Annotated in this window: 22 protein-coding genes; 7 read left to right on the forward strand and 15 right to left on the reverse strand. The window is 72.8% G+C overall.

Annotated features, from left to right (window positions below):
* Positions 1–176: 176 nt before the first annotated feature.
* From AB0A65_RS24150 to AB0A65_RS24175, 6 genes are all read right to left on the reverse strand, one after another.
* Entirely contained in the window at positions 177–629 is a 453-nt protein-coding gene (locus AB0A65_RS24150; protein WP_359954661.1) for a DUF1801 domain-containing protein, read from the reverse strand.
* 86 nt (positions 630–715) lie between these two features.
* Positions 716–1,906: a M20 family metallopeptidase gene (locus AB0A65_RS24155; protein WP_359954663.1), complete on the reverse strand. Its 1,191-nt coding sequence runs from the start codon at positions 1,904–1,906 to the stop codon at positions 716–718.
* Between the two features lie 61 nt (positions 1,907–1,967).
* Complete coding sequence (locus AB0A65_RS24160; protein ID WP_359954665.1) at positions 1,968–2,609, reverse strand: NAD(P)H-dependent oxidoreductase; 642 nt, start codon at positions 2,607–2,609, stop codon at positions 1,968–1,970.
* Positions 2,610–2,643: 34 nt separating this feature from the next.
* Positions 2,644–3,249 (reverse strand): maleylpyruvate isomerase family mycothiol-dependent enzyme, encoded by a 606-nt coding sequence (locus tag AB0A65_RS24165; RefSeq protein WP_359954667.1) that lies wholly within the window; start codon positions 3,247–3,249, stop codon positions 2,644–2,646.
* Positions 3,250–3,295: 46 nt separating this feature from the next.
* Entirely contained in the window at positions 3,296–4,225 is a 930-nt protein-coding gene (locus tag AB0A65_RS24170; RefSeq protein ID WP_359954669.1) for a phosphotransferase, read from the reverse strand.
* A gap of 41 nt (positions 4,226–4,266) precedes the next feature.
* Positions 4,267–4,803 (reverse strand): DUF1772 domain-containing protein, encoded by a 537-nt coding sequence (locus tag AB0A65_RS24175; RefSeq protein ID WP_359954671.1) that lies wholly within the window; start codon positions 4,801–4,803, stop codon positions 4,267–4,269.
* Between the two features lie 134 nt (positions 4,804–4,937).
* On the opposite strand from AB0A65_RS24175, the gene AB0A65_RS24180 reads away from it, so the two are divergent.
* Positions 4,938–5,852: an NADP-dependent oxidoreductase gene (locus AB0A65_RS24180; RefSeq protein ID WP_359954673.1), complete on the forward strand. Its 915-nt coding sequence runs from the start codon at positions 4,938–4,940 to the stop codon at positions 5,850–5,852.
* An 11-nt stretch (positions 5,853–5,863) separates the two neighbouring features.
* Here AB0A65_RS24180 and AB0A65_RS24185 read toward each other — a convergent pair whose 3' ends face one another.
* From AB0A65_RS24185 to AB0A65_RS24200, 4 genes are all read right to left on the reverse strand, one after another.
* Positions 5,864–6,304 carry a VOC family protein gene (locus AB0A65_RS24185; RefSeq protein ID WP_359954674.1) on the reverse strand — a complete coding sequence of 147 codons (441 nt, stop codon included), beginning with the start codon at positions 6,302–6,304 and terminating at the stop codon, positions 5,864–5,866.
* Between the two features lie 153 nt (positions 6,305–6,457).
* A complete protein-coding gene (locus AB0A65_RS24190; RefSeq protein WP_359954676.1) occupies positions 6,458–8,317 on the reverse strand; it encodes a hypothetical protein in 1,860 nt (619 codons plus the stop codon).
* A gap of 90 nt (positions 8,318–8,407) precedes the next feature.
* Positions 8,408–9,550 (reverse strand): ATP-binding protein, encoded by a 1,143-nt coding sequence (locus AB0A65_RS24195; RefSeq protein ID WP_359954678.1) that lies wholly within the window; start codon positions 9,548–9,550, stop codon positions 8,408–8,410.
* On the reverse strand, positions 9,547–10,212 hold the full coding sequence (locus AB0A65_RS24200; RefSeq protein ID WP_359954680.1) for a response regulator transcription factor: 666 nt from the start codon (positions 10,210–10,212) through the stop codon (positions 9,547–9,549). The genes AB0A65_RS24195 and AB0A65_RS24200 overlap by 4 nt, the downstream gene beginning before the upstream one ends.
* Positions 10,213–10,345: 133 nt before the next feature.
* On the opposite strand from AB0A65_RS24200, the gene AB0A65_RS24205 reads away from it, so the two are divergent.
* From AB0A65_RS24205 to AB0A65_RS24220, 4 genes are read left to right on the forward strand one after another with little or no spacing between them, the layout of a single operon-like run.
* Entirely contained in the window at positions 10,346–10,849 is a 504-nt protein-coding gene (locus AB0A65_RS24205; protein ID WP_359954682.1) for a hypothetical protein, read from the forward strand.
* A complete protein-coding gene (locus tag AB0A65_RS24210) occupies positions 10,846–11,886 on the forward strand; it encodes a peptidoglycan-binding protein (RefSeq protein WP_359954684.1) in 1,041 nt (346 codons plus the stop codon). The genes AB0A65_RS24205 and AB0A65_RS24210 overlap by 4 nt, the downstream gene beginning before the upstream one ends.
* Positions 11,883–12,551, forward strand: coding sequence for an ABC transporter ATP-binding protein (locus AB0A65_RS24215; RefSeq protein WP_359954686.1), 669 nt, complete (start codon positions 11,883–11,885; stop codon positions 12,549–12,551). Before AB0A65_RS24210 ends, AB0A65_RS24215 begins: the two co-directional genes overlap by 4 nt.
* Positions 12,538–13,710 carry an ABC transporter permease gene (locus tag AB0A65_RS24220; protein ID WP_359954688.1) on the forward strand — a complete coding sequence of 391 codons (1,173 nt, stop codon included), beginning with the start codon at positions 12,538–12,540 and terminating at the stop codon, positions 13,708–13,710. The genes AB0A65_RS24215 and AB0A65_RS24220 overlap by 14 nt, the downstream gene beginning before the upstream one ends.
* A 102-nt stretch (positions 13,711–13,812) precedes the next feature.
* Here AB0A65_RS24220 and AB0A65_RS24225 read toward each other — a convergent pair whose 3' ends face one another.
* From AB0A65_RS24225 to AB0A65_RS24245, 5 genes are all read right to left on the reverse strand, one after another.
* Positions 13,813–14,703 (reverse strand): aldo/keto reductase, encoded by an 891-nt coding sequence (locus AB0A65_RS24225; protein ID WP_359954690.1) that lies wholly within the window; start codon positions 14,701–14,703, stop codon positions 13,813–13,815.
* Between the two features lie 54 nt (positions 14,704–14,757).
* Entirely contained in the window at positions 14,758–15,654 is an 897-nt protein-coding gene (locus AB0A65_RS24230) for a helix-turn-helix domain-containing protein (RefSeq protein WP_359954692.1), read from the reverse strand.
* Between the two features lie 45 nt (positions 15,655–15,699).
* Positions 15,700–16,530 carry an alpha/beta hydrolase gene (locus AB0A65_RS24235; protein ID WP_359954694.1) on the reverse strand — a complete coding sequence of 277 codons (831 nt, stop codon included), beginning with the start codon at positions 16,528–16,530 and terminating at the stop codon, positions 15,700–15,702.
* A gap of 56 nt (positions 16,531–16,586) precedes the next feature.
* A complete protein-coding gene (locus AB0A65_RS24240) occupies positions 16,587–16,946 on the reverse strand; it encodes a hypothetical protein (RefSeq protein ID WP_359954696.1) in 360 nt (119 codons plus the stop codon).
* A gap of 92 nt (positions 16,947–17,038) precedes the next feature.
* On the reverse strand, positions 17,039–18,079 hold the full coding sequence (locus AB0A65_RS24245) for a LacI family DNA-binding transcriptional regulator (RefSeq protein ID WP_359954698.1): 1,041 nt from the start codon (positions 18,077–18,079) through the stop codon (positions 17,039–17,041).
* Between the two features lie 199 nt (positions 18,080–18,278).
* Between AB0A65_RS24245 and AB0A65_RS24250 the strand changes: the two genes are divergently transcribed.
* Both AB0A65_RS24250 and AB0A65_RS24255 read left to right on the forward strand, forming a co-directional pair.
* Positions 18,279–20,390: a right-handed parallel beta-helix repeat-containing protein gene (locus AB0A65_RS24250; RefSeq protein WP_359954700.1), complete on the forward strand. Its 2,112-nt coding sequence runs from the start codon at positions 18,279–18,281 to the stop codon at positions 20,388–20,390.
* A gap of 276 nt (positions 20,391–20,666) precedes the next feature.
* A complete protein-coding gene (locus AB0A65_RS24255) occupies positions 20,667–24,899 on the forward strand; it encodes a glycosyl hydrolase family 28-related protein (RefSeq protein ID WP_359954702.1) in 4,233 nt (1,410 codons plus the stop codon).
* Positions 24,900–24,935 lie beyond the last annotated feature (36 nt).

Here is a 24,935-nt window from a genome sequence, read left to right on the forward strand (position 1 = left end):
GTGCCTTCCTGGGCGTGCGGCAATGAATGTTTATCGGTAAAGTCATGTCAGGGTAACGGCACGGGGACCGGTCGTGTCAAGCCCCTCCCGCACACCACCGAACGCCGGGGAACGCGAAGGCCCGCCCCGGCGCCGCGGGTCGCGGCGGCCGGGGCGGGCCGTTGTTTACGCCTGGGTCAGCCCGCGGCCTGCGTGACCAGGGCTGCGATCCGCTTCTCGACGGCGGGGGTGATGTCGGTGAGCGCGAACGCGGTCGGCCACATGTCGCCGTCGTCGAGGGCGGCCGGGTCGTTGAAGCCGAGGGTGGCGTAGCGGGCCTTGAACTTCTGGGCGCTCTGGAAGAAGCACACGACCTTGCCGTCCCGGGCGTACGCGGGCATCCCGTACCAGGTCTTCGGGGTCAGCTCCGGCGCGTTGGCGGTGACGATCTCGTGGATCCGCTCGGCGAGCACCCGGTCGGGGCCCTCCAGCTCGGCAATCTTCGCGAGCACGTCGGCGGTGCCGTCGGCCTTCGTCGCGCGCTTGCCGCGGCGCTGCTCCTTCTTCAGCTCCTCGGCGTGCTCCTTCATCGCCGCGCGCTCGTCGTCGGAGAATCCCACCGAGGTCTTGGCGGTCTGCTTCGCGGTCATCACGGTCTCCTTCAATGTCGTTCCCTGATGACTACGATGCTAGTTTTCCCAGCTGAGCCGTGCTTCTCGATTCCTGATCGATCGGTTCAGCCGCGCTGGAGCCTCCGGTAGGCGAGCTCCGCGAGGAGCGCGGCGCCGTCGGCGAGGACGGCGTCGTCGAACGCGGCGCGGGGCGAGTGGTTCGACGCGGCCTCGCGGAAGTCGTCCTTCACTGTGGCGCCGAGGAACAGGTAGCTGCCGGGCACCTGCTCCAGCACCCGCGAGAAGTCCTCGGAACCGGTGACGGGGTCGGTCATCTCGACGTACCGTGCGTCGCCGAAGAGGCCCCGCACGGTCTCGGCGACGAACGCGGCCTCGGCGGGGTCGTTGACCGTGGCCGGGTCCTCGCGCACGAACGCGGCCTCGGCGGTGAGGCCGTGCGCGGCGGCGATGCCCTCGGCGAGGCGCACCGACTCCCGCTCGACCAGGGCGAGCGACTCCTCGGTGAACGTGCGGACGCTGGCCTCGAAGACCGCGCTGTCGGGGATGATGTTGTGCCTGGTCCCGGCATGGAAGGTGCCCACGGTGAGGACGATCGGGTCGAACACCGAGAACCGGCGGGTGACGAGCGTCTGGAGCGCGGTGACGATCTCGGCCGCGACCGGGATCGGGTCGAGCGCGGTGTGGGGGCGGGAGCCGTGGCCGCCCGCGCCGACGACCTTCACCGTCAGGGCCGAGATCGCGGCCATCATCGGGCCGGGCTTGGTGGTGAACACGCCGCGCGGCAGGCGGTCGGACATGACGTGGAGGCCGTACGCCGCGTCGGCTCTGCGGCCCGCGGCGTCGAGCACGCCTTCGTCGATCATGTGCCCGGCGCCGTCGCCGCTCTCCTCGCCCGGCTGGAACATGAAGACGACGTCGCCGTTCAGCTCGTCCTTATGCGCGGCAAGGAGTTTCGCGGCACCGACGAGGCCCGCGGTGTGGAGGTCGTGGCCGCACGCGTGCATGGTGCCGACGCGGCCGGACACGTACTCGGCGTCGTTCTCCTCGACCACCGGCAGGGCGTCCATGTCGCCGCGCAGCAGCACGACCGGGCCCGGCCCGCCGCCGCGCAGGACCGCGGTGACCGAGGTCGCGGCCTTGCCGAGGGTGATCTCCAGCGGCAGGCCGTCGAGCGCGGCGAGCACGGCCGCCTGCGTCCCGGGCAGGTCGAGACCCACCTCAGGGAAGCGGTGCAGCTCGCGGCGCAGTGCGACGAGCTCGTCCTCGATGGCGGCGGCCTGTTCCCGGAAATCCATGTCCACTCCTGATCACGCCCTCGACCGGCGGGTACGCGCGGCCGACGCAATACTGCCACGCTCAGGCGAGCGAGCCCGCGAGCGCGGTCAGGCGTGCGGCGGCGGCATCGCGCTCCGCCTCGAAGGCCGATCGCTCTGGCGCGAGCGCCGCGATCGAGGTCGAGAGCGTGCGGCCGACCATGACGACGTGGACCTCCATGCCGAACTCCTCGCCGAGGATGAGTTCGAGCGGCGGGACCACGTGGTCGCGGTCCTCGTTCGCGGTGCCGAGCCCGTGGACGGTGCCCCGCGTGGTGACGATGACGGCGGTGCGGCCGCGCAGCGGCTGGGTGTCCTCTTCGGCGGGCGAGGTGAGGCCCCGGACGTGGACCTGGTCGAGCCAGGCTTTGAGCGTCGAGGGCAGCGAGTAGTTGTACATGGGCGCGCCGAGCAGCAGGACGTCCGCGCTGAGCAGTTCGGCGACGAGGGCCCGTTGTGCTTGGGCCGCTTCACGATGGGACTCGTCGGCCGGAGGGGTTTCCTCGGACGCCCAGTGCAGGGCGGCGTGCGTCAGGTGCGGGACCGGGTCGGTGCGCAGGTCGCGTTGGATGACGGTGTGCCCGTCGCCGCGGCTGCGCCATGCCTCGGCGAAGACGCCGGTGAGGCCGCGGGAGACGGACCCGTTCGCTTCGTAGGAGGCGTCGATTCGCAGGAGTCGCGGCATCGGGAAAGCCTAGCCACGCGGCGCGGGCCGCACGTCAGAGGCCGTTGTCGGTGCCCAGCATCGCTTCGACGGCGACCGGGTCTCCCGAGAGTTCGACTCGGGCGACGTCGCGGCGGCCGCTGAGGTAGAGGAGCAGCTCGACCGGTTCGCCGGTGAGCACGGCGCGCTCCTCGGACCCGAAGCCGCGGGTGCGGCCGTCGGGGACGCGCAGTTCGAGGCCGTGCGGGCGGATCTTGCGGGCGGCCCGCCAGCCGGTGAGGCCGCTGGTCTTCCAGGCCAGCGCGTCGAGGTCGGGGCGGCCGGTCCGGGGGCCGAGGCCGTTGGCGCGGCGCACGTCCTCGTGGTGGATCAGGAACTCCGTGCCGTTCATGGCGGTCCGGAGCCCCGGGATGCGCCAGGGCACCGGCGGCGCCCCTCTGCGGAGCCGGTCGATCAGGGCGGGGAGGCCCTTGGCTTTCTGCGCGGCCATCTTCTCCACGGACCACCTTGAGAAGTGCTCGCGCAGGACGAGGTGCGCGGCGAGGTCGAGGGCGGTCCAGCCCTCGCACATCGTCGGCGCGTCGGGTCCGACCTCCGCCAGCAGCTCGCACAGGTCCCGGCGCTCCCGCTCGTCGACCGGCAGTCCTCGCTCCGCGCCCATCGGCCGCCTCCCTCTCGGTAACCCGCCCAGCGTAGCCGCGGCCGGGCTACCGGCCGGGGTGGATCCAGTAGCCGTCGAGTCCGGACAGGCTCGGCGGGTCCTCCAGGAGGGGCGCGAGGCGGCGCAGCATGAGCTGGAGTTCGGGGACGCGGTCGTCGTGGGCGTAGAACGCGGCGCCATTGAGGCCCGCGGCCGTCATGTGCAGGCGGAGGCGGGCCCGGGTGTCCGCCGAGTCGTCCAGGCCGGCGGCCGCGGCGCGCGCCTGCGGGGCCATGACGGGCCAGGGTCCGGCCCAGAACAGCTGGTAGGCGATGTCCCAGAGCGGATCGCCGTAGCGGGCGCACTCGAAGTCGATGACCCCGACCGCGTCGCCGTCCACGATGAGGTTGTCGGCGCTGAAGTCGCCGTGCAGGAGCGCCCGCTGTTCGGGGAGCGCGGCTGCGTCGGTGGTGTACAGGTCGGTGAGGGCGTCCACGAGCTTCCGGTCCTCAAAGGACAGTGCGCTCCAGGCGCCGGGTCCGGGGACCGGGTCGTGCCAGGCGGACTGGCGCCCGTTCCCGGTCGCCGGGTCGATGCCGCCGAAGCCGGTCGAGGCCGTGACGTCCGCGGTGTGGATGCGGCGCATGGCCTCGGCGACCGATTCGGCGGCGTCCGCGACGCGGTCCGGGGGCAGGTCGCACAGGCGGACCCCCGGGAGGCGCGTCGTGACGCTCCACCAGGCGTCGCCTACGGGGCCGATCGCGACGGTCTCAGGGGCGCGGACCGCGCTCCCGGCGAGCATCGCCGCGACGCGGGCCTCCACGTCGAACCCGTCCCGGCGCTTGCACGCCCGGACGACCACCTGCCGGTCACCGTCCTCGGCGGCGAAGACCTGCGAGTTCTCGCCTTCGGTGAGGGGCTGCCAGTCGGCGAGCGGCCGATGGCCCTCCGCGACGGCGGCGGCGATGTCGTCCAGGGTGAACCGGGGCTTCCACATCCGCCGACCGTAGCGGGGCCGGGCGCGGTCCCGCGAGCGGTTTACCGGCGCCGGTGGATCACGAGCGTCCAGGCGAGGCTGCCGAAGGCCGCTACGGTCACCAAGGCCCGCACGGTGTTCCACGCGGTCCAGCGCGCCTCGTCGAGCAGCGCCCGGGCGGCCGTGAAGTCGGCGTCGGTGCCGAGTTCGGTGACGGACCTGATCTCGGTGTTGAGGGGTTCGTTGACGCCCATGGTGATCACCACGGACACGAGGTAGGCCGCGAGCGCGACCGACAACCAGACCAGCACGGCGCGCTGGCCCGAACGCAGGTGCAGCACCAGCGCGAGCGCGATGAGCAGGAGCGACCCGGTGAACTCGACGCCCAGGAACAGCGGGTTCGTGATCGCCGTGTCGAGCGCCTGGAACGCCCCCACGAACGTCCGGTCGTCCACCTCTCCCAGTCCGGGCATGATCGTGTTCGACCAGTCCGTGTAGACGCCCGCGGTGAGGCCGGTCGTCAGGGTGGCGAGGAGGAGGACCGCGGTGCGGAGCGGGTGGCCGGTCGGGCGGGCGGGGGTGTTCGGTGTGATCGTCATGTCTTCATCAAAGCCCGCCCGGCCTCGATCTTCCATAGTCGCCGAGCCGTATTCCATTCGCATTCGTCTACGCGCGCCTGCCGGGTCGCGGCAGGCCGTTTAATGGAGTGGTCTGCCCGAGCGAGAGGATGCATATGAAGGCTGTTTTCGTCACCGACCAGGACGCCGGGACCGCCGGCATGACCTTCGGGGAGCGGCCCGAGCCGCATGCGGCGGAGAACGATGTGGTGGTGCGAGTGCGGGCGTCCGGGTTCACGCCCGGGGAGCTGACGTGGCCGGGGACGTGGACCGACCGGGCCGGGCGGGACCGGACGCCGAGCATTCCCGGGCACGAGCTGGCGGGGGTGGTCGACTCGCTCGGCTACGGCACGACCGGGCTCACCGTGGGGCAGCGGGTGTTCGGGCTCGCCGACTGGACCCGTGACGGGACGCTCGCCGAGCTGGTGGCCGTCGAGGCCCGCAACCTCGCGCCGCTCCCGGCCGACATCGACTTCACGACCGGCGCGAGCCTGCCGATCTCCGGCCTCACCGCGTGGCAGGGCCTGTTCGACCACGGCCGCCTCCGGACGGGGCAGACCGTCCTCGTCCACGGCGCCGCGGGCGGCGTCGGCTCGGTGGTCTCCCAGCTCGCGCACGAGCACGGCGCCCACGTCATCGGCACCGGCCGCACCGCCGACCGGGAGGCGGCGCTCGACTTCGGCGCGAACGAGTTCCTGGACCTCGGGGCCGACGACCTCGCCGCGGTCGGCCAGGTGGACCTGGTGTTCGACGTCATCGGCGGCGACATCGGCGCCCGCTCGGCCGCCCTGGTCCGCCCCGGCGGCACCCTCGTCACGATCGCCGGACCGCCAGAGGTGCGGCCCGCGGAGGCGAACGCGGTGTTCTTCGTCGTGGAGGCCGACCGGACCCAGCTCGCCCGCATCGCCGCCCGCGTTCGAGACGGCCGCCTCCGCACTCGCATCGGCGCGGTCCACCCCTTGGAGGACGCAGTGAGCGCCTTCAACCCGACCTCCCGCCCGACCGGCAAGACGGTCATCACGATCGGCTGAGGCCGGTCGGGTCAGCCGAGTTCTTGGGCGAGGGCGACGAGGATGCCTTCGGGGCCGCGGAGGTAGGCGAGCTTGTAGGAGCCCTCGAACTCCACGACCTCGCCGACGAGTTCGGCGCCGTGGGCGAGGAGGCGGGCGATCCGGTCGTCGATGTCGTCGACAGAGAACATGATGCGGCGGATGCCGAGCGTGTGGGGCGGGGCGTTGACCGGGAGGCTCCTGATCGCGTCGGGGTCGCGGTACTGGGCGAGTTCGACGCGCCCGTTGTCGCCCGGGACGCGCATCATGGCGATGTCGACCTTCTGGTCTTCGAGCCCGACGAGCCGCGCGGCCCAGGTGCCCTCGACCTCCGCTCTGCCTTCCAGTTCCATGCCCAGCTCGGTGAAGAACGCGACGACCGCGTCGAGGTCCTCCACGATGATCTCGATGTTGTCCAGCTTCTTGAGCGCCATGACGCCCCTCCTCGTTGCTTGCGCGACCACTGCGGCCGCGTCTGCACCTGGGACGGAGCCGCCACCCCATTCTCGACATCGCGGAGCGTTCTCGGCGGGGAAAATCGGATGGACCGGGCCGCGCCCGGGTGGAGCGCGGCCCGGTCCCCCGGGTCAGGCGATCGCGTAGGAGCGGATCGTCTCGTGGCTGACGGTGTTGCCGTTCTCGTCGGCGGCGGTGAACCGGACCGAGGCGAACGCGGCGTCGTCGGGGAGCGTGAGCGAGGCGGTCGCGGTGTTCCCGTCGCGGTCGATCGGGACGGGGGTCCAGGTCGCGCCGTCGTCGAAGGACACGTCGAAGGTCATTGCGGCGCAGTGCTGCTCGTCGGCGCCGGGCTGCGGCGCGAACTCCAGGCCGATCTGCTGCACGGTGCCGCCCTCGGCGGCCCCGTTGACGACGCCGGTGGCCGTGAACCGGACGACCGAGACGGGCAGGACCGGGTTGCCGTCAGGGTCGTAGTCGAACGTCCACGACGCGTCGGAGCGGGTGCCCAAGGGCGTCCACGACGCGTTGCGGTCGGCGGTCGCAGTCACGGTGAGCTGTCCCGCGGGGACGGAGGCGGCGTCGATGCCGAGGCCGATCTGGTCGTTCTGGGCGAGCACTTCCCCGTTGCGCGACAAGGTGATCTTGCCGGGGAGGTAGTCGCTCTGGATGGCCTCGCCGCCCATGGCGGAGGAGAACATCCACGGCCCGAAGTACAGCGAGCCCATGTCGTCCCAGCGCACGAACGTCGCCGGAGGCCATGACTGCCCGTTGTCGTCCACACCCACCGACAGGGGCGCGTTGTTCCACGACATCGCCTGCACCGAACCGGGTTCGAGGGCGCCGGAGCGGTGGTGCACCAGGTCCCACGCGGAGCCGGGGCCGCCTTCGTACGGGAAGTACGAGCGGTGCTCCCACGAGAGGTCCCGGCCCGCGGTGAAGAACTCGGTGCGCGATGACGGCAGCGCGACCTCGCCGGTGTTCGTGTACGACCACGCGTCGTAGACGGGGTGGTCGGAGAGGTCCTGGCGCGTGAACGAGCCCTTCGCGCCGAGCGCCTGGAAGTCGGCGTCGTTGCGGGCCAGGTCGGCGTCGGCGACGGGCGGGGTCAGGTCGCCGCGGAAGCCGCGGGTGCCGTGCCGGAACAGGTTGTAGGCGTACGGGTCCGCGGTGCCCTCGGGGCTCGCGAGACCTTCGCGCAGCACGTACCCGGCGTCCTGGACGCCGCTGAGCCTCCCGCTGGGGATCGCGTACAGGTCGCCGCCGGGCCAGGCCGCGTACCCGAGCCAGGCGCCGTCGCCCTCCTCGTGGCCGGGGCCGTAGCTGAACACGTCGAGCACGACGCTCTCGGCCCCGGCCTCGCGGTCGAGGTCGAACCCGAGCGGCTCGGCCTTCGCGCCGTCCACGAGGACCTCCACGGGGTGCTCGCCGACGCGGACCTCCTGGATCGCCGAGACCACATCGGACTCGTCGGCGCCCTTGTACATCATGGTGACCAGGTGGTACGTGCCCGCCTCCAGCGTCAGGGCGGCGGTCCCGCCCTCCACGAACTCGGGCCCGCCGCCCTCGGTCGACCCGACCCGCGCCCACGACACGGCGAACGTGTCGGGCGCGGTGCCGTCGAGCCACTCGCCGGTCACGGTGACGTTCGGGACGGCCGCGCTCGCCGCCGCGAACCCGGTGCCGGGCGAGTCGACGTTGAAGTCCGACGCCCGGTACTCCCCCGACGCGACCTCGTCCACGGCGTCGACCGGTACCGCGGCGCGTTCGCCGTCGGCGTCCTTCGCGACGGCGAACGCCTCGCCGTCCGGGAAGTCGAGCGTCCCGTCCTCCGTGACCCCGACGCGATCCCCCGTCGGCAGCACCACCTCGGCCGCGGACGATATGGACGCCTCCTCAACGGGCGCTTCGGCCTCCTGGGCCCCGGCGGCGCCGGGCACCAGACCCGCCCCGGCGAGCACCGCCACCGCGCCGATCAGTCTTCGTTGCATGAGTCCTCCAAGTCGGATGGATTCGCCTGTCGCGGTTCATAGGTGCGCGGGGCCGCACCGAGTTGCCCGCGACGTCGAAGACGATCGCGACTAAGGGAAGGTCACCGTCATCCAGAGGCCGCCTCCCTGGTTCGGGACCGCCTCGACGGTCGCGTCGTGGACGCGGGCCACGGACTCCACGATCGACAGGCCGAGCCCGACGCCGCGGACGGACTCGATGCGGTCGCGGCCCTCGCCGCGGCGGAACGGCTGGAAGAGGGCGTCGATCTCGTAGGCGGCGACCGCGGGGCCGGTGTTGGCGACCGTGAGGCGGGCGCGGCCGTCGATCGTGGCGGTGCCGACGGCGAGGGTGCCGCCGGGGTGGTTGTGGCGGATGCCGTTGGCGATGAGGTTCGTGACGAGGCGTTCGAGGAGGGCGGCGTCGCCGCTGACGACCGCTTCGGCGGCCGTGATCGTCACGGCGACTTCGGCTTCGGCGGCTTCGGCGGCGAACTGGGCGGCGACGTGCGCGGCGATGTCGGCGAGGTCGACCGGGACCGGGTCGGCGGGGGCGCGGTCGCTCTCGGCGAGCGTGAGGAGGCCGTCGATGAGGCGCTCGTGGCGCTCGTTGACGGCGAGGAGGTTCGCGGCCAGGCCGCGCACGCGGTGGTCCGCGTCCGGTTCGGCGGCGGCGACCTCGATGAGGGTCCGGTTGATCGCCAAAGGGGTCTTCAACTCGTGGGAGGCGTTGGCGACGAAGCGGCGCTGGCCCTCGAAGGCGCGGTCGAGGCGGGCGAGCATCCCGTCGAAGGTGTCCGCGAGGCGCTTGAGCTCGTCGTTCGGGCCGTCGAGGTTGATGCGCTCGTGGAGGGACCGGTCGGCGACGCGCCGGGCCGTGGCGGTGATGTCGTCAATCGGGCGCAGCACGCGCCCGGCGATGAGGGACCCGAACACGACCGCGAGGAGGCCGACGACGGCGAGCGCGACGACCGAGCCGAACAGGACCGCCCGGAGGGTCGCGTCGTTGGCGTCCTGCTGGCGCTGGACGACCGTGTCGATGAGGGACAGGAGCTGCTCCTCGGTCATGCCGAGCTGGGCGCGGGCCTGGACGAGGTACTCGATCGAGTCGTCGGGGGCGGGCAGGTTCGCGGCGACGCGGTCGCGCACGATCAGGTAGACGACGGTGATGAGCACGGCCCCCGCGGCAAAGAACGCGCCGCCGTACCAGAGCGTGAGCCGCGTGCGGAGCCTCACGGGGCCTCCCTGAGGACGTACCCGGAGCCGGGCAGGGTCTCGATGACGGGAGGGTCGCCGAGCTTGCGGCGCAACGTCATCATCGTCACGCGCACGACGTTGGTGGCGGGGTCGATGTGCTCGTCCCACACCTTCTCCAGGAGCCGCTCGGAGGAGACCACGGCCGCGCCGGGGCGCATGAGCTCGGCGAGCACCCCGAACTCCTTCTTCGACAGCGGCAGGTACCGGCCGCCGCGGAAGACCTGGCGGCGGGCCGTGTCGAGGGTGATCCCGGCGCGTTCGAGCACGGGCGGCGCTGCAGGGGCCGCGCGGCGGGCGAGGGCGCGGACCCGCGCGACGAGCTCCGCGAACGCGAACGGCTTCCCGAGGTAGTCGTCCGCGCCGAGCGCCAGCCCGTTGACGCGGTCGTCGATCCCGGAGGACACGGTGAGCATGAGGACCCGGGTCGAGTGCGGCCCGGCGACGACCTTCCTGGTCAGCTCGTCGCCGCCGACGCGCGGCAGGTCCCGGTCGAGGACCGCGACGTCGTAGTCGTAGGCGGCGAGCCGCAGCCGCGCGGCGTCCCCGTCGTAGCAGACGTCCACGGCCATGCCCTCGCCCCGCAGGCCCTTCGCGATCGCGTCGGCGAGCATCCGCTCGTCTTCCACCACCAGTACTCGCATCACGGCTCCTTCCCCGTCGAAGCCGATTGTGCCCGGCCCGGCGTAAGGGCGGCGTAAGCGCTGCCGCTGACGGAGACCACATGCGGCCGCGGCTTCACTTGCGGCGTCGGTCCACGAACGAAGGAGACCCCAGATGAGACGAGTACTGCTCGCCGCGGTCGCGATGTCGGCCCTGGCGCTGATCGCCGCCTGTAGCGACGAACCCGAAGACGAGGTCGCCAGCGCCGGCGGCACCGCGTCAGAAGAGGCCACGGATGAGGAGCTGAGCCAGGAGGAGGCCCTCCAGGCGTTCGCGGAATGCATGCGGGACCAGGGGATCGACTTCCCCGACCCCGACCCTGACGGCGGCTTCGCGGGCGCAGAGGAGCTGCGGGAGATCATGGAGGACCAGCCGGAGGCGGTGGAGGCGTGCCAGGACCACCTGGCCTCGGGCGAGCAGAACCTGGACGACCCGGAGGTCCAGGCGTCTCTGCTGGAGTTCTCGCAGTGCATGCGCGACAACGGGGTCGAGGACATGCCCGACCCGGGCGAGGACGGCTTCGGGCCGACCCTCCTGGAGGAGGGGCAGGCGGACCCTGAGTGGGACGCCGCGATCGAGGCGTGCCAGGACGTCCTCGGAGAGGTGCGGGGCCAGTGAGGCGGCGGACCGCGGTGATCGCGGGCGGCGCGGTCGCGGCGGCGGGCCTGGCCGCGGCCGGGGCGCTGTACTGGACCGGGGGCGAACCGGAGGCGGCCGCGGATCAGCCGGGCGCGACGGCGACGGTGGAGCGCCAGGACATGGCGCGTTCGGAGGAGGTCGTCGGGACCCTCTCGTACGGAGAGGCGCGCACGCTGAACGGCGCGAAGCCGGGCGTCGTGACGTGGCTGCCGGAGCCGGGGACCGTCATCGGCGCGGGGGACGCGGTGTACGACGTCGACAATGCGCCGGTGCTGGCGCTGGCCGGGAGCCTGCCCTTGTGGCGGGACCTGGCGCCGGGGGTCGAGGGTCCCGATGTGGCGCAACTGGAGTCGAACCTCGCGGACCTCGGCTACGGCGGGTTCACCGAGGACGACGCGTACACGGACGCGACCGCGGATGCCGCGGAGCAGTGGCAGGAGGACAGCGGGGCCGAGGAGACGGGGGTCGTGGCCGTCGGGGACGTCCTGTTCTCGCCGGAGCCGGTCCGGATCGCCGACCAGGTCGCGGCCGTGGGCGATCCGGCGAACGGCGCGATCTTGACGCACACCTCCGGGGAGCGGCGGGTCACAGTGCAGTTGGCGATCGCCGACCAGGACCTGGTCGCGGTGGACCAGGCCGTGACGGTGACGCTGCCGGACGGGGCCGAGACCGCGGGCACGGTGTCCGCGGTCGGGCAGACCGTGTCCGGGTCGCAGGAGGAGGGCGCGGAGGAGCCGGAGACGATCGAGGTGACCGTGGCCGTGGAGGATCAAGCGGCCCTTGGGGACCTGGTGTCGGCGCCGGTCGAGGTGGAGTTGGTGGCGGAGACCCGGGAGGACGTGCTCACGGTGCCCGTGGAGGCGCTGCTCGCCCTCCGCGAGGGCGGGTACGGCGTCGAGGTCGTGGACGGCGGTTCGACGGCCCTGGTGCCGGTCGAGACGGGCGTGTTCGCGGACGGGCGCGTCGAGGTCGACGGCGACCTGGAGGCGGGCATGGCCGTGGCGGTGCCGTCGTGAGCGTCGTGGAGTTGGAGGAGGTCACGAAGACGTACCCGGGCGCGACCGCCCTTGACGGGGTGACGCTGTCGATCGGCGACGGCGAGCTCGTCGCGATCGTCGGCCCTTCGGGGTCGGGGAAGTCGACGCTGCTGAACCTGGCCGGGACGCTCGACCGCCCCACATCGGGAACGGTGCGGGTCGCGGGCGAGGACGTCTCGTCCCTGTCGGACCGGCGGCTATCGCGGCTGCGGGCCGCCGAGCTGGGCTTCGTGTTCCAGCAGTTCCATCTGGCGCAAGGGGTCCCGGTGCTCGACAACGTCGCGGACGGGCTCCTGTACCGGGGCGCGGCGCGGCCGGTGCGCCGCGAGGCCGCCGCGGCGGCGCTCGACCGGGTGGGGCTGTCGCACCGGGTCGGGCACCACCCGCACGAGCTGTCGGGCGGTGAGCGGCAGCGCGTCGCCGTGGCGCGGGCGATCGTCGGCGGGCCACGCCTGCTGCTCGCCGACGAGCCGACGGGGAACCTCGACTCGGGCTCCGGAGAGGCGGTCATGGGGCTGCTGCGGGGCCTCCACGAGGGAGGGACGACGGTCGTGGTCATCACCCACGACCGGGACATCGCCGCGGGGCTGCCGCGGCGGATCGAGATGCGCGACGGGCGGGTGGTGCGCGATGCGCTGGACTGACCTGCTGCGCGTGGGCGTCCACGGCCTGCGGTCCCGCCCGCTGCGGGTCGTGCTGTCGGCCATCGGGATCGCGATCGGCATCGCGGCGATGACGGCGGTCGTGGGGATCTCGTCGTCGAGTTCCGCTGAACTCGACCGGAAGCTGGACGAGCTGGGGACGAACCTGCTCACGGTGGCGCCGGGGCAGGCGCTGTTCGGGGGCGCGTCGCAGCTGCCGTTGGAGGCGGTCGCGATGATCGAGCGGATCGGCCCGGTCGAGTCGGCGGCGGCCACCGGGACGGTGCCGGACGCGAAGGTGTACCGGACCGACCTGATCCCGGCGAACGAGTCGGGCGGCATCGCGGTCAAGGCCGCCGAAGGCGACCTGCTCGACGTCGTGGGGGCCTCGCTGGCCTCCGGGCAGTGGATCGACGGCGCCGCCGGGGACTTCCCGGCCGCCGTCCTCGGCGCCGACGCCGCGGCCTCGCTCGGTGTAAAGGCCGGTCCGGACGTGCAGATCTGGCTGGGCGGGCAGTGGTTCGCGGTGGTCGGCGTGCTCGATCCGGTGGACCTCGCGCCCGAACTCGACAACGCCGCCCTGATCGGCTGGGAGGCCGCCGCGGCCTATCTGGACTTCGACCTGCACGCCACGGAGGTGTACACGCGGGCCGCGGAGACCTCGGTGGGCGACGTGCAGTCGGTGCTCGGGGCGACGGCGAACCCGGCGCATCCGGAGGAGGTCGAGGTCTCGCGGCCCTCGGACGCGCTGGTGGCGGCCGAGGCCGCGGAGGCGTCGTTCACCGGCCTGCTGCTGGGGATCGGCGCGGTCGCACTGCTCGTCGGCGGTGTCGGGGTGGCGAACACGATGGTCGTGTCGGTCCTGGAGCGGCGCGGCGAGATCGGCCTGCGCCGGTCGCTCGGTGCGACGCGCGCGGACGTGCGTCGGCAGTTCCTCGCCGAGTCCCTCCTCCTGTCGCTGCTCGGCGGCACGGGCGGGGTCGCCTTGGGCGCGCTCATCACCGCCGCTTATGCGACCTGGCAGGACTGGCCCCCGACGGTCCCCGCCTGGGCCCTCGGCGGCGGCGTGGCGGCGACCGCCGCCATCGGCGCGGTCGCGGGCCTGTACCCGGCGGTGAAGGCCGCCCGCATGTCCCCGACCGAGGCGTTGACCTCGCCATGAGACGGAAGCGGCCTTCGGCCACGGGACGCCGCGGCCGAGGGCCTCCCGGACACGCCGCGCGGGCGGCGGCCGGTTCCGGTCGGCCTTCTCAGCGCGGCCGGGTCAGGCTTCGGGGATCTCCCTGGCGAAGGTCTCAAGGGTCACGGCCTCGGGTTCGGGGCCGCCGCGGATGCCGGTGTCGAGGGCGTCGATGGCGGCGGTCTGGTCGGCGGTGAGGGCGAAGTCGAAGACGTCGAAGTTCTCCGCGATGCGGTGGGGCTTGACGGACTTGGGGATCGCCGAGCGGCCGGCCTGGAGGTGCCAGCGCAGCATGACCTGCGCCGGGGTCTTGCCGTGGGCGGCGGCGATCGCGGTGATCGTCGGGTCCTCGAAGACCGAGCCGGTGCCGGTGTCGCGGTAGGCGGTGATGCCGCCGATCGGGGACCACGCCTGGGTGAGGACGCCGCGGTCGGCGTCGGCGGCCTGCACTGCGGGCTGCGTGAAGTACGGGTGGACCTCGACCTGGTTGACGGCCGGGACGACGGTCGCGTGCTCCATGAGCCGGGCGAGGTGGTCGGGCATGAAGTTGGAGACGCCGATCGCGCGGACCTTGCCGCCCTCAAGGAGGGTCTCCAGGGCCCGGTATGCCGCGACGGTCTTGTCGAAGTCGGTCGGCAGGGCCTGGTGGAGGATGAACAGGTCGAGGGTGTCGACGCCGAGCTTCCCGGCGGACTTGTCGAACGCGTGGAGGGTCTCGTCGTAGCCGAAGTCGGAGATCCAGACCTTCGTCTCGATGAAGACCTCGTCGCGGTCGAGCCCGGACGCGCGGATCGCCTCGCCCACTTCGCGTTCGTTGCCGTAGGCGGCCGCGGTGTCGACGAGCCGGTAACCGACACGGAGCGCTTCGGCGACCGCCTCGCGGGTCTCGTCGGGCGGGGTCTGGAAGACGCCGAAGCCCAGCAGGGGCATCCGCAGGCCGTTGTTCAGCGTGGTGTGCGTGTCGTTCTCGCTCATGGCACCGACGCTACGGAGGATTCAACGGGCCCGGGAGGGACTGGCGCTACTCCCCTACGGTTCGCGCTCGCCGACGCGGCCGGTCCTCACATTGGTGTCGTCCGCCTCGGCCGAGGCGGCGAGGCTGCCGAGGAGGGCGAGGCGTTCGGCGCTGGGCGTGTCGGCCGCGGCGGTGTACGCGGTGAGGCGCAGTTCGGGGCTGGCGGGCAGGTCCATCGCCTCGTAGGCGAGTTCGAGGTCGCCGACCTCGGGGTGGTGGAGGCGCTTGACGCCGGTGCGGTGGAAGCGCACGTCGTGGGCGGCCCAGCGGACGCGGAACTCGTCGGAGCGGGTGACGAGCTCGCCGATGAGGTCGGTCAGGGACCGGTCGTGCGGGTGGTGGCCCGCGAGGGAGCGCAGCGAGGCCACGTTCTGGTCGGCGATGAGCCGCCAGTCGGGCCAGAACGCGCGGGCGGCGGGGTCGAGGAAGAGGAACCGGGCCGTGTTGCCGCGGCCCGCGGCGCTGTCGAAGACCGGGGCGTACAGGGCCCGGCCGAGCGCGTTGGACGCGACGATGTCGCCGGGCCGGTTCTGCACGGTCACCGCGGCGCCGGTGACGGCGTCGACGAACTGCCGGAGCCCGGGCCGCAGCGGGCCCTCGGCGGGCGGCTCGCGGCGCCTGCGCGCCCCGGGGCCGGCCGCGGCGGCGAGGTCGTGGAGGTAGGCGGTCTCGGCCTCGTCGAGCTGGAGGGCGCGGGCGAGCGCGTCGAGCACTTCGGGTGAGACGCCGCGCAGGTCGCCGCGCTCCATGCGCACGTAGTAGTCCACGCTCACCCCGGCTAGGAACGCGACCTCCTCGCGCCGCAGGCCGGGGACGCGGCGGCGCGGCGACCCGAACACCCCGGCCCGGTCGGGGGTGAGGCGGTCGCGGCGCGACTTGAGGAACTCGCTGGCGTCCTGGCTTCGGTCCATGCCTCCACCGTACGGCGGCTCCCGCAAAGGAGGGAGGTACTGGCGTTACCGGGAAACGCCGCCGCCCTCCTCGACGCGGTCGAGCCACTCGTCCAGGAAGGCGTCCAGCAGGACCGGCTGTTCGAGCTGGAGGTTGTGCCCGGCGCGGTCGAGGACGGCGAAGGTCGCGCGCGGGTAGTGCTCAAACAGCGCATAGACGTCGGCGTACCCGGTGTTGTCGTCCTGGCGGCCGGTGACGATGAGGGTCGGCCGCTCGAACGGCGCGCCCGACTCGGGGAAGGCGGTCAGCTCGTATCGCCGCGCCACCCGCACCAGGCCCTCGTCGTCGGCCAGCGCCAGGCCCGGCGCGATCTCCTCGCGGAAGCGGCGGTACGTCTCCGGGGACTGCACGACCGCGAGGTCGCCGTACGCGGCGGCGTCGGCGGGGAGGAGCCCGGCCATGAGCTCGGGGTCGCGGGCGATCACGGTGTGGGGCGGGAGGGTGCGCCGGGAGCGGCGGGCCTCCTTCCCGATCGGGCACACCAGGGCGAGGCCGAGCACCTGGTCGGGGCGGGCGTTGGCGACGGCGCGGGCGAGGTAGCCGCCGTACGATTCGCCGACGAGGAGGAACGGGGCGTCGCCGACCATGTGGTCGACGAAGCCCTGGACGGCGTCGAGCATGTCGTCCGTGCCCTGGTACTTCTCGGTGATCTCCGTCTGCCCCATGCCGGGGAGGTCGGGGTAGAGGCGCCGGTAGGAGGGCCCGCCGGGGTGCGCGGCGGCGCGGCGGGTGAAGAACGGCTCCAGGAAGCCGGTCATGAGGCGGTGGTCGGGGGTCCAGCCGTGGATCGCGAGGACGGGGGTCCCGGTCCCGTGCGTGACGAAGTGCATTGGCATGACCGCAACATTAGGAGCCGGGGTCACGTCGGCCCCGGCCCCGTCCCGCGCCGGGTCTAGATGTTCGCGAAGGTGTGGATGTTCCCGGGGCCGTTCCACCACAGCCGCATCTGCGTGCCGGAGGTCCGGAAGGCCATCGTGTTGCAGCCCTTGTCGTTGCCGTCGGAGGTCTCGCCGAGGATGGCGTTGCCCCGCATGACGCGGCCGGTGACGGAGTACCCGTCGCGCTGGGTGTCGCAGACCTTGAACTTGTCGGGGCTGCCGTCGTAGAAGACCATGTAGCCGAGCTGGCGCCCGTCGCTGTCGCTCAGGATGATGGTCTTGTTCGCGGCCTGCGCCGGGGCCGTCAGTCCGACCATGATGGACGCCGTCAGGGCGCACACGACCATTGCGCGCTTCATGAGCTTCGTGAACACTGGAGGTCTCCAACTCTGTAGGTCCGCCCATTCTGCGGACCGGAACGGCTGATCGCAAGGCGAAACACCGGCAGGAGTACGGCAGGACTCCGTTATCGGGAGGTCGGCTCCGGTGTGCGCGGCGGGGCGGTGGTGCCGCGCAGCATCAGGCGCACGTCGAGCGTGACGGCCGCGTCCGGGGGCGCGCCGCCCGCGAGCCGGTCGAGCAGGAGCCGCACGGCCGCGGCGGACTTGGCCTGGAGGTCCTGGGCCACGGTGGTGAGCTTCGGGGCGACGTAGCGGGCGATGTCGATGTCGTCGTAGCCGACCACGGAGACGTCGCCGGGGACGGTCCGGCCCGCCGCGGCCAGGCCCTCCATGAGGCCGATCGCGAGGACGTCGGCGGTGGCGAAGACGGCCGTGGCGTCAGGGTGTTCGGCGGCGAGGCGCAGGCCCGCTTCGCGGCCGGAGGCGTGCGTGGTGTCGACGGTGAGCCGCAGGTCCTCGTCCCATGCGGTGCCGGTCTCGGCGAAGGCCAGGCGGAAGCCCTCGTAGCGGCGGCGGACCACGCCGGTGGCCGAGGACGCCGGGCCCGCGAAGGCGATGCGGCGGTGGCCGAGGCCGAGCAGGTGGCGGGCGGCCAGGCGCCCGCCCTCGCGGTCGTCGGAGCGCACGCCGAGCGTCAGGGGGTTGTCGGCGTAGGCGTCCATGGCGACCAGTGCGACGTCCCCGACGGAGCGGCGCTTGAGCCGGTCGATCTCGGCGTCGAGGAACCCGAGGAGCACGGCCCCGTCGAGGTTCCACGACCTGAGCACCTCGGTGACCTCGGCCGGGCGGGCGATGCCGCGCAGCAGGAGGTGGTAGTCGTGGCGGCGCAGCTCGCGTTCGAGCATGCCGATGATCCCGGCGGTGTGGGGGCTGAGGGTGAGGCTGTCCTGGTCGGCGGCGGGCACGAGCAGGCCGATGATCCGCGAGGAGCGGGCGGCGAGGCTGCGGGCGGGCGCGCTGGGGACGTAGCCGCGGCGCTCCACGATCCGGAGGATGCGGTCGCGGGTGTCCGCGGAGACGCGGGCCCGGTTGCCGTTGATCACGTTGGACACCGTCGCGGCGCTGACGCCGGCCTCGGCGGCGATGTCCTTCAACGTGAGGTGCAAGGAGCACTCCCTTCGGTGCGGGCGGCGCGGTGCGCGGACCCGCGATATTGACAAGTCTGACATCCCTCGTTACGCTCGGCCGAAGGTTTAGCGCTTAACCATTCCTCACCTGCACGTACATCATCGATACTCCATCGAATACTTCAACGTTCGTCGATAGGCGGCCGCTCGCTGGCGGCTGCCGGAAGGGACGACCACGATGCAGCGACGCATCAGACTCCTGCTCACCGCGCTCCTCGCGCTCCCGCTGCTCCTGGGGCTCGGCGCGGCCCCGGCCGCCGCGGCCGACACCGTGATCGAGGCCGAGAACGCCGCCCTCAGCGGCGGCGCCCGCGTCGAGACCGAGCACGCCGGGTACTCCGGCACCGGCTACGTCGGCGGGCTCACCGACGGCAACAAGGGCACCGCCGCGGCGGCCTTCGCCGTGACCGCGGCCCAGGCCGGCGCCCACGACGTCGAGCTGCGGTACGCCAACGGCACCGGGGTCGGGATGACCCTCTCGCTCTACGTCAACGGAGCCAAGGCGACCCAGCTCGCGCTCCCCGCCACCGGCGGGTGGGCGTCCTGGGGCACCGTCACCACCGCCGTGAACCTGAACGCCGGGGCCAACCAGGTCGCCGTGCGCTTCGACGCGAGCGACTCCGGGAACGTCAACCTCGACCGCCTCGCCGTGACCGCCGGGGAGGACCCGGGCGGGCCCGGCGGCGCCACGGGCGGCGAGGGCGCGGACCTGCCGTACACCGAGTACGAGGCCGAGGACGCGGCCACGAACGCCACCGTCCTCGGGCCCGACCGGACCTACCGGACCGTGCCCGCCGAGGCGTCGGGCCGCCGGGCCGTGCAGCTCGACGCCACGGGCGAGTACGTCGAGTTCACGCTGACCGAGCCGACCGACTCCCTGGTCGTGCGCTACTCGATCCCCGACTCCGCGAACGGGGCCGGGGCCTCGGCCGGGCTCGGGCTCTACGCCGACGGCGAGAAGCTCACCGACCTGGACCTGACCAGCGCGTACTCGTGGGTGTACGGCGCCTACCCGTTCAGCAACAACCCCGGCGACGGGCTCGCGCACCGCTTCTTCGACGAGGCGCGCGTGCGCATCGACCCGCTCCCCGCCGGGACGGTGCTGCGCCTGGAGAAGGACGCGGCGTCCACCGCGTCCTCGTACGTCATCGACCTCGTCGACACCGAGCAGGTCGCCGCGCCGATCGGCGCCCCCGCCGGGGCCGTCGACATCACCGCGCACGGGGCCGTCCCGGGCGACGGCGGCGACGACACGGCCGCGCTGCGCGCCGCGATCAGCGCCGCGGGATCCAACGGGACCGTGTGGATTCCGCAGGGGCGCTTCCAGATCAGTGAACGCGTCCAGGTCAACGGGACGGACGTCCGCGGGGCGGGCCCGTGGCACTCCGTGCTGGAGGGCGTCAACGGCCGCGGCGGCATCGAGCCCACCGGCGGACAGGTCCGCCTGTCGGACTTCATGTTCGACGGCGACGTGCGCTACCGCGACCCCGATGACCAGATCACCACCGACACCGCGATCGAGGGCGTCTTCGGGCCCGGGTCCACCGTGTCCAACGTGTGGATCGAGCACGCCAAGGTCGGCCTGTGGATCCACAACGGCACCGACGGGCTCACCGTCACCGGCGTGCGGGTCCGCAACACCTTCGCCGACGGCATCCACCTCAACGGAGGCACGCGGAACACCGTGGTCGAGCAGAGCCATATCCGCGGCACCGGGGACGACGCGCTCGCCATGTGGTCCAACGGGACCGCCGTCGCGAACTCGGCGTTCCGCGACAACACCGTCCAGACCCCGAACCTCGCCAACGGCATCGCCATCTACGGCGGCGAGGGCAACAGCGCCACCGGGAACCGCGTCGCCGACACCGTCACGGCCTCGGCGGGCATCGCCGTCAGCACCCGCTTCAGCCCCGTGCCGTTCAGCGGCGAGACCCTGGTCGAGGGCAACACCCTCGTGCGGGCCGGGGGCCTGGAACCGAACTGGGACAGCCGGTTCGGCGCGCTGTGGATCTACGCCGACACCTCCGACATCACCGCTCCGGTGACCGTGCGGAACCTGGTGATCGAGGACAGCACGTACGCGGGCGTCCTCATGAGCTGGCAGCGCACGATCCAGAACACCACGTTCGAGGACGTCATCATCGACGGTGCCGGCACCTACGGCATCGAGATCCAGGCGACCGGCTCCGCGAACTTCTCGTACACCGAGGTCACCGGGGCCGCCTCCGGAGGTCTCAACGCCTCCAGCGGCTTCAACGTCATCAGGGGCCCCGGCAACTCCGGCTTCTGACCCCCGACCGCCGGGCGCGCACCACCAGCGCGCCCGGCGGCGCCTCCGGGCCCCGCACCGTCGCGTCTCGAACGGCCGTCGATCATTGCTTGACTTAGTAACTCTCATGGAGTTAGTTTGTGTGCGACACCTTGACCGTCCCTCCCCCAACGGATCACACGGCGCCCCCGCCGTCCCCCACCCGCATTCCCGACCCCGCGCCGCCCCCTGCCATCCGTGCGGCGCGGCGGTCGGCGCATCCCCGGACAGAGCTGTCCGAGAACAGAGGTCATCAGGATGGGCATCCACCCGATACCCCGCCGCGCGGCAGTCGCCGTCGCGGTTCTGGCACTGGCGGTGACGTGGCCGGTGCTCCCGGCCGCGGCCGCCCCCACAGTCCAGGTCGACCGGTACCCGACGGGAGTCGGCGCCGACCTGTCGGAAGTCCCCCGGACGCACGGGATCGCCGTCGCCACCACCCCGACCGCGGACGCGCAGGCCACCGGTGAGCAGGCGGGGCGCGAGTACTGGCGCACCGACACCGCCGCAGGGGCCGAGCGGCTCGCGCTCGACCTCGCCGACGAGTACGTCGACCGGCTCGCCGGCACCCCCGGATACCTCGTCGTCGACCACCTCGCGGGAGAGGTCGTCGTAGCGACGAGCGGCGCCGAGGCACTCGACGCCGGGACCGCGGAGGAGGACGGCGACGGGGACGGCTGGACCACCACCGTCGTCGCCCTCCCCGCGGGAGCGCTCGACGCCGCCGCGGACCCGGAGGTCGCGCTCGCGGCCGCCGACGGGGACCTGACCGTCGCATCGATCCGCGTTGTGACCCAAGGGACCAGCGTGGACCTCGGCCCGACCGTGGCCGAGCACGGGATCGCCGTCCGCGCGGGCGACGACACCGCCGGGCTCGTCACCGGCACCGACGGGGACCGCGGCTACTGGCAGACCGGCCGCGCCCAGGGCACGAACTTCGTCTACGCGAACGTCTCGAACACGTACGCGCTCGACACGACCGACCGGGTGCTGGTCGACGCCACGGTGCAGGAGGGCGGCGGATCGCTGTTCCTGCAATACGACTCGCCGGGCGACACCATCCCCGACATGTTCAAGCCGTCCGAGCGGCGCGAGCTGGGCGACGACGGGTCGTGGGGCTCGCAGTCGTGGCTGCTGGAGGACGCGATCCTCACCAACCGCTCCAACGGGTCCGACTTCCGCGTCTCGGTCGAAGGCTCCACTGAGGACGTGCGGTTCGACGGCCTCGCTGTGACCGTGGTACCCCGCGGGATCGACCCGGCCGTGGGGCTGCGCGAACTCGTGGAGCAGGCCGACATCGCGCACTACGCGGCCCGCGAGGGCGGACGCGACGGCCAGTACCCGGCGGGCTCGAAAGCCGTACTGCACCAGGCGATCGAGGCGGCGCAGGCCGTCCTCGACGATCCTGATGCGACGGAGGCCGAGATCGACGCGGCGATCGATGCGCTGCAAGACGCCCTGGAGGCGTTCCTCGCCTCCGAGGTGACGACCGACCTGGCCCGCGACGCGGCGGCGACCGCGAGTTCCACCAGCGCGGGCGAGCCCGGCGCGGTCACCGACGGGACCGGGTCCGCGTGGGTGTCCGGGCGCGACGAGGACAGCGCGTGGGTCCAGGTGGACCTGGGCGCGCCGACCGTGTTCGACGAGGTCGTGGCGGACTGGACCGCGGACTACGCGCACGTCTACCGCGTGCAGGTGTCCGGCGACGGCGAGGAGTTCACCACCGTGGCGACCTCCGGGGCGCTCGGCGGCGGGCCGATCCGCACGCGCTTCGAGGAGACCGAGGCACGGTACGTGCGGCTCGCGCTCGACGAGCGTGCGACGCAGCGGGGCGCCTACGGGCTCAGGGCGTTCGAGGTCCGCGACACCGCGGACGTGACGCTGGAGCCGGGCATCGCGGACACGGTCTTCCCGAGCGGGGACGTCGTGGTCGCGGACCTGGACGTCACCGACTTCGGGGCCGACCCCACCGGTGCGGAGGACTCGACCGCCGCGGTCCAGGAGGCCCTGGCCGTCTGCCGCGACGCGGGCGGCGGCACCGTGTGGGCCCCGGCGGGGACCTACGTCGTGAGCGACACCCTTGAGGTGTTCGCGTACTGCACGCTGCGCGGCGACCACCGCGACCTGAACGAGCAGCCGCTCGGCGACCCCGACGCGCCCGAGGGCCTGGGCACGGTGCTCGAAGCGCGCCTGCCGTCCGGAGAGGACGGTCCGGCGCTGCTGCGCGTCGGCGGCTCGGCCGGGGTCGTGGGCCTGACCACGTACTACCCGGGGCAGAACGCCGCGGACCCGGTGCCGTACGGGTGGACCGTGGAGATCCCCGGGCTCGCGTGGATCGGCAACGAGAACTACATGCTCGGCACGGTCGAGGACGTCACGTTCCTCAACTCCTACCGCGGCATCGGGATCTCCACGACGCCCAACGACCGCGGCGAGGGCCCCGGCGCGCAGGGACACGAGCTCGCGAACGTGCGCAACGTGTCCGGCACCGTCCTCTTCGAGGGCGCGGCCGGGTACAACGGCGCCGACGTGGGCGTGTGGGAGGACGTGCGGTTCGACAACATGTACTGGGCCGGGGCGGGCGCGGTGTACAACGCGCCCGACCGGGAGGTCCTGGACGCGTGGACCCGCGCGCACGGCACCGGCTTCGTGCTGGCCGACCTGGAATGGGACCAGTTCACCGGGCTGCACGCCGCCGACTACGCGGTGGGCATCAAGGCGGTCAAGGGCCCGCGGGCCTCGTTCACGGGGGTCTTCGTGGACGCCGAGATCGTGGACACGGATGTCGCGGTCCTCGTGGAGGACTCCGACGCGCGGTGGGGCTCGTCGTTCGCGTCGAGCGTCCTCGAAGGCTCGGAGGCCGCGGTGCGCAACGACTCCGACGGGTATGTGAACCTCACGGACACCGAAGTGGACGGTGCGCTCGAAGGCGAGGTGCGGGTCCTCGCAGGCCCGGAGGACGTTCCCGCGCTCACCGAGTCGCGCGACGCGCCGCGGCCCGATGAACTCCTCTTCGACGTCACGGCCGAGCCGTACGACGTGCCGCGCACGCCGAAGCAGTTCGCGGAATTCGATGCGACGGAGGCGATCCAGGCCGCACTTGACGACGCGGGCGCGGCCGGCGGCGGCGTCGTGTACCTGCCCGCGGGCTGGTACACCGTGCGCGGGCACCTGAGCGTGCCCGCGGGCGTCGAGCTGCGCGGGGCCTCGGCGGTGCCGAACCGCACCTCGCTCGTGGAGTCGTCCGGCACGGTCCTCATGGCCTACGAGGGCCGCCAGGACGGCGCCGACGAGGCGTCGGTGGAGGCCGCGCTCGAAGCGCCCGCGGTCGTCACCCTCGCCGGTGCGGACGCCGGGGTGCGGGGCCTGCGGGTCCTGTTCCCGGAGAACAACCCGGCGTCAGAGGACGGGGCCGTGGCGTACCCGTTCGCGGTGCGGGGCGACGCCCCGGGCGTGTACGCGGTGAACGTGGGACTCGACAACGCCTGGAACGCGATCGACATGACCGCCGACGCGGACGGGTTCCTCGTGCGGCGGGTGCTCGGCATCTTCCTGTCCGAGGGCGTGCGCGTCGACGGGGCCTCGGACGGCGTCGTGGACGGCGTCCTGTCCAACGGCAACGTCATGACCCGCAACGCGTACGGCATCCCCGGCTGGGTCGAGGAGGCGAACCTCTTCGCGCAGGTCATCGACGGCGTCAGCCGCCAGCGCGAGGTGCTCGTGCGCGCGATCGGGGCCGAGGGCCTGGAGGTGCGCAACACGTTCGCGTACGGCTCGCACGACGGGATCGCGGCGAGCGACGGCGCGACGGTGACGGCGTTCAACCTGGGCACGGACAACCTCGGGCCGGGCGGGTTCACCGTGGACGCCGACGCGTCGAGCGCGGTCACGGTGGTCAACCTGATGCGCTACAACGGGACGACGAGCCGGGGTCCGGTGGTGATCGTGAACCCGATGGCGATCAACATGGCGACCTCGGCGCTGACGGTCGCGACCGACGGCGGCGGGACCGCCGCGATCGAGGGCAGCGAGGTCGCGCCGGGCCGGTACGAGACCGGCGCGACGGTGACGGCGGTGGCCGAGGCGGCCGCGGGCTCGCGGTTCGCCGAGTGGCGCAACGGTTCCGGTGAGGTCGTCTCGACCGACGCCCGGTACGTGTTCGCGCTGCCAGGGGACACCACGCTCACGGCGGTGTTCGCACCCGCGCCGGAGGCGTGGCTCGACGCGGTCGCCGTGATGGAGTGCAAGGGACGCAAGGCGCACCTGGTGATCCGGCTGAGCAGCGACGGGGGTGAGCCGTTGCTCGTCGAGGTGTCCACTCCGTACGGGGACCGGCGCATCGGCGAGCTCGGTCCGGGTGAGCGGGCGCGGCTCCAGGTCCCGACGCGGGCCCGCTCGGTGCGGGACGGCGAGGTCGCGGTGACCGTGACGGACGCTGACGGCTCGACCGGGGTCGCGACGCTGCGGTATGAGGGCGTCGACTGTCGCTGACCTGCAAGGGGAATCCGGGGCTCGGCCGCTTGGCCG

Origin of the sequence: Glycomyces sp. NPDC047010 (assembly GCF_040644205.1) — a bacterium.
Taxonomy (GTDB): Bacteria; Actinomycetota; Actinomycetes; order Mycobacteriales; family Micromonosporaceae; genus Glycomyces.

Excerpts from the sequence above, each read along its gene's own strand:
- AB0A65_RS24190 (WP_359954676.1), bottom strand. The coding sequence starts at position 8,317 with ATGCAACGAAGACTGATCGGCGCGGTGGCGGTGCTCGCCGGGGCGGGT.
- AB0A65_RS24170 (WP_359954669.1), bottom strand. The coding sequence starts at position 4,225 with ATGTGGAAGCCCCGGTTCACCCTGGACGACATCGCCGCCGCCGTCGCG.
- AB0A65_RS24235 (WP_359954694.1), bottom strand. The coding sequence starts at position 16,530 with ATGCCAATGCACTTCGTCACGCACGGGACCGGGACCCCCGTCCTCGCG.
- AB0A65_RS24175 (WP_359954671.1), bottom strand. The coding sequence starts at position 4,803 with ATGACGATCACACCGAACACCCCCGCCCGCCCGACCGGCCACCCGCTC.
- AB0A65_RS24255 (WP_359954702.1), top strand. The coding sequence starts at position 20,667 with ATGGGCATCCACCCGATACCCCGCCGCGCGGCAGTCGCCGTCGCGGTT.
- AB0A65_RS24160 (WP_359954665.1), bottom strand. The coding sequence starts at position 2,609 with ATGCCGCGACTCCTGCGAATCGACGCCTCCTACGAAGCGAACGGGTCC.
- AB0A65_RS24150 (WP_359954661.1), bottom strand. The coding sequence starts at position 629 with ATGACCGCGAAGCAGACCGCCAAGACCTCGGTGGGATTCTCCGACGAC.
- AB0A65_RS24220 (WP_359954688.1), top strand. The coding sequence starts at position 12,538 with ATGCGCTGGACTGACCTGCTGCGCGTGGGCGTCCACGGCCTGCGGTCC.
- AB0A65_RS24230 (WP_359954692.1), bottom strand. The coding sequence starts at position 15,654 with ATGGACCGAAGCCAGGACGCCAGCGAGTTCCTCAAGTCGCGCCGCGAC.
- AB0A65_RS24225 (WP_359954690.1), bottom strand. The coding sequence starts at position 14,703 with ATGAGCGAGAACGACACGCACACCACGCTGAACAACGGCCTGCGGATG.
- AB0A65_RS24165 (WP_359954667.1), bottom strand. The coding sequence starts at position 3,249 with ATGGGCGCGGAGCGAGGACTGCCGGTCGACGAGCGGGAGCGCCGGGAC.
- AB0A65_RS24155 (WP_359954663.1), bottom strand. The coding sequence starts at position 1,906 with ATGGATTTCCGGGAACAGGCCGCCGCCATCGAGGACGAGCTCGTCGCA.
- AB0A65_RS24185 (WP_359954674.1), bottom strand. The coding sequence starts at position 6,304 with ATGGCGCTCAAGAAGCTGGACAACATCGAGATCATCGTGGAGGACCTC.
- AB0A65_RS24205 (WP_359954682.1), top strand. The coding sequence starts at position 10,346 with ATGAGACGAGTACTGCTCGCCGCGGTCGCGATGTCGGCCCTGGCGCTG.
- AB0A65_RS24200 (WP_359954680.1), bottom strand. The coding sequence starts at position 10,212 with ATGCGAGTACTGGTGGTGGAAGACGAGCGGATGCTCGCCGACGCGATC.
- AB0A65_RS24250 (WP_359954700.1), top strand. The coding sequence starts at position 18,279 with ATGCAGCGACGCATCAGACTCCTGCTCACCGCGCTCCTCGCGCTCCCG.
- AB0A65_RS24180 (WP_359954673.1), top strand. The coding sequence starts at position 4,938 with ATGAAGGCTGTTTTCGTCACCGACCAGGACGCCGGGACCGCCGGCATG.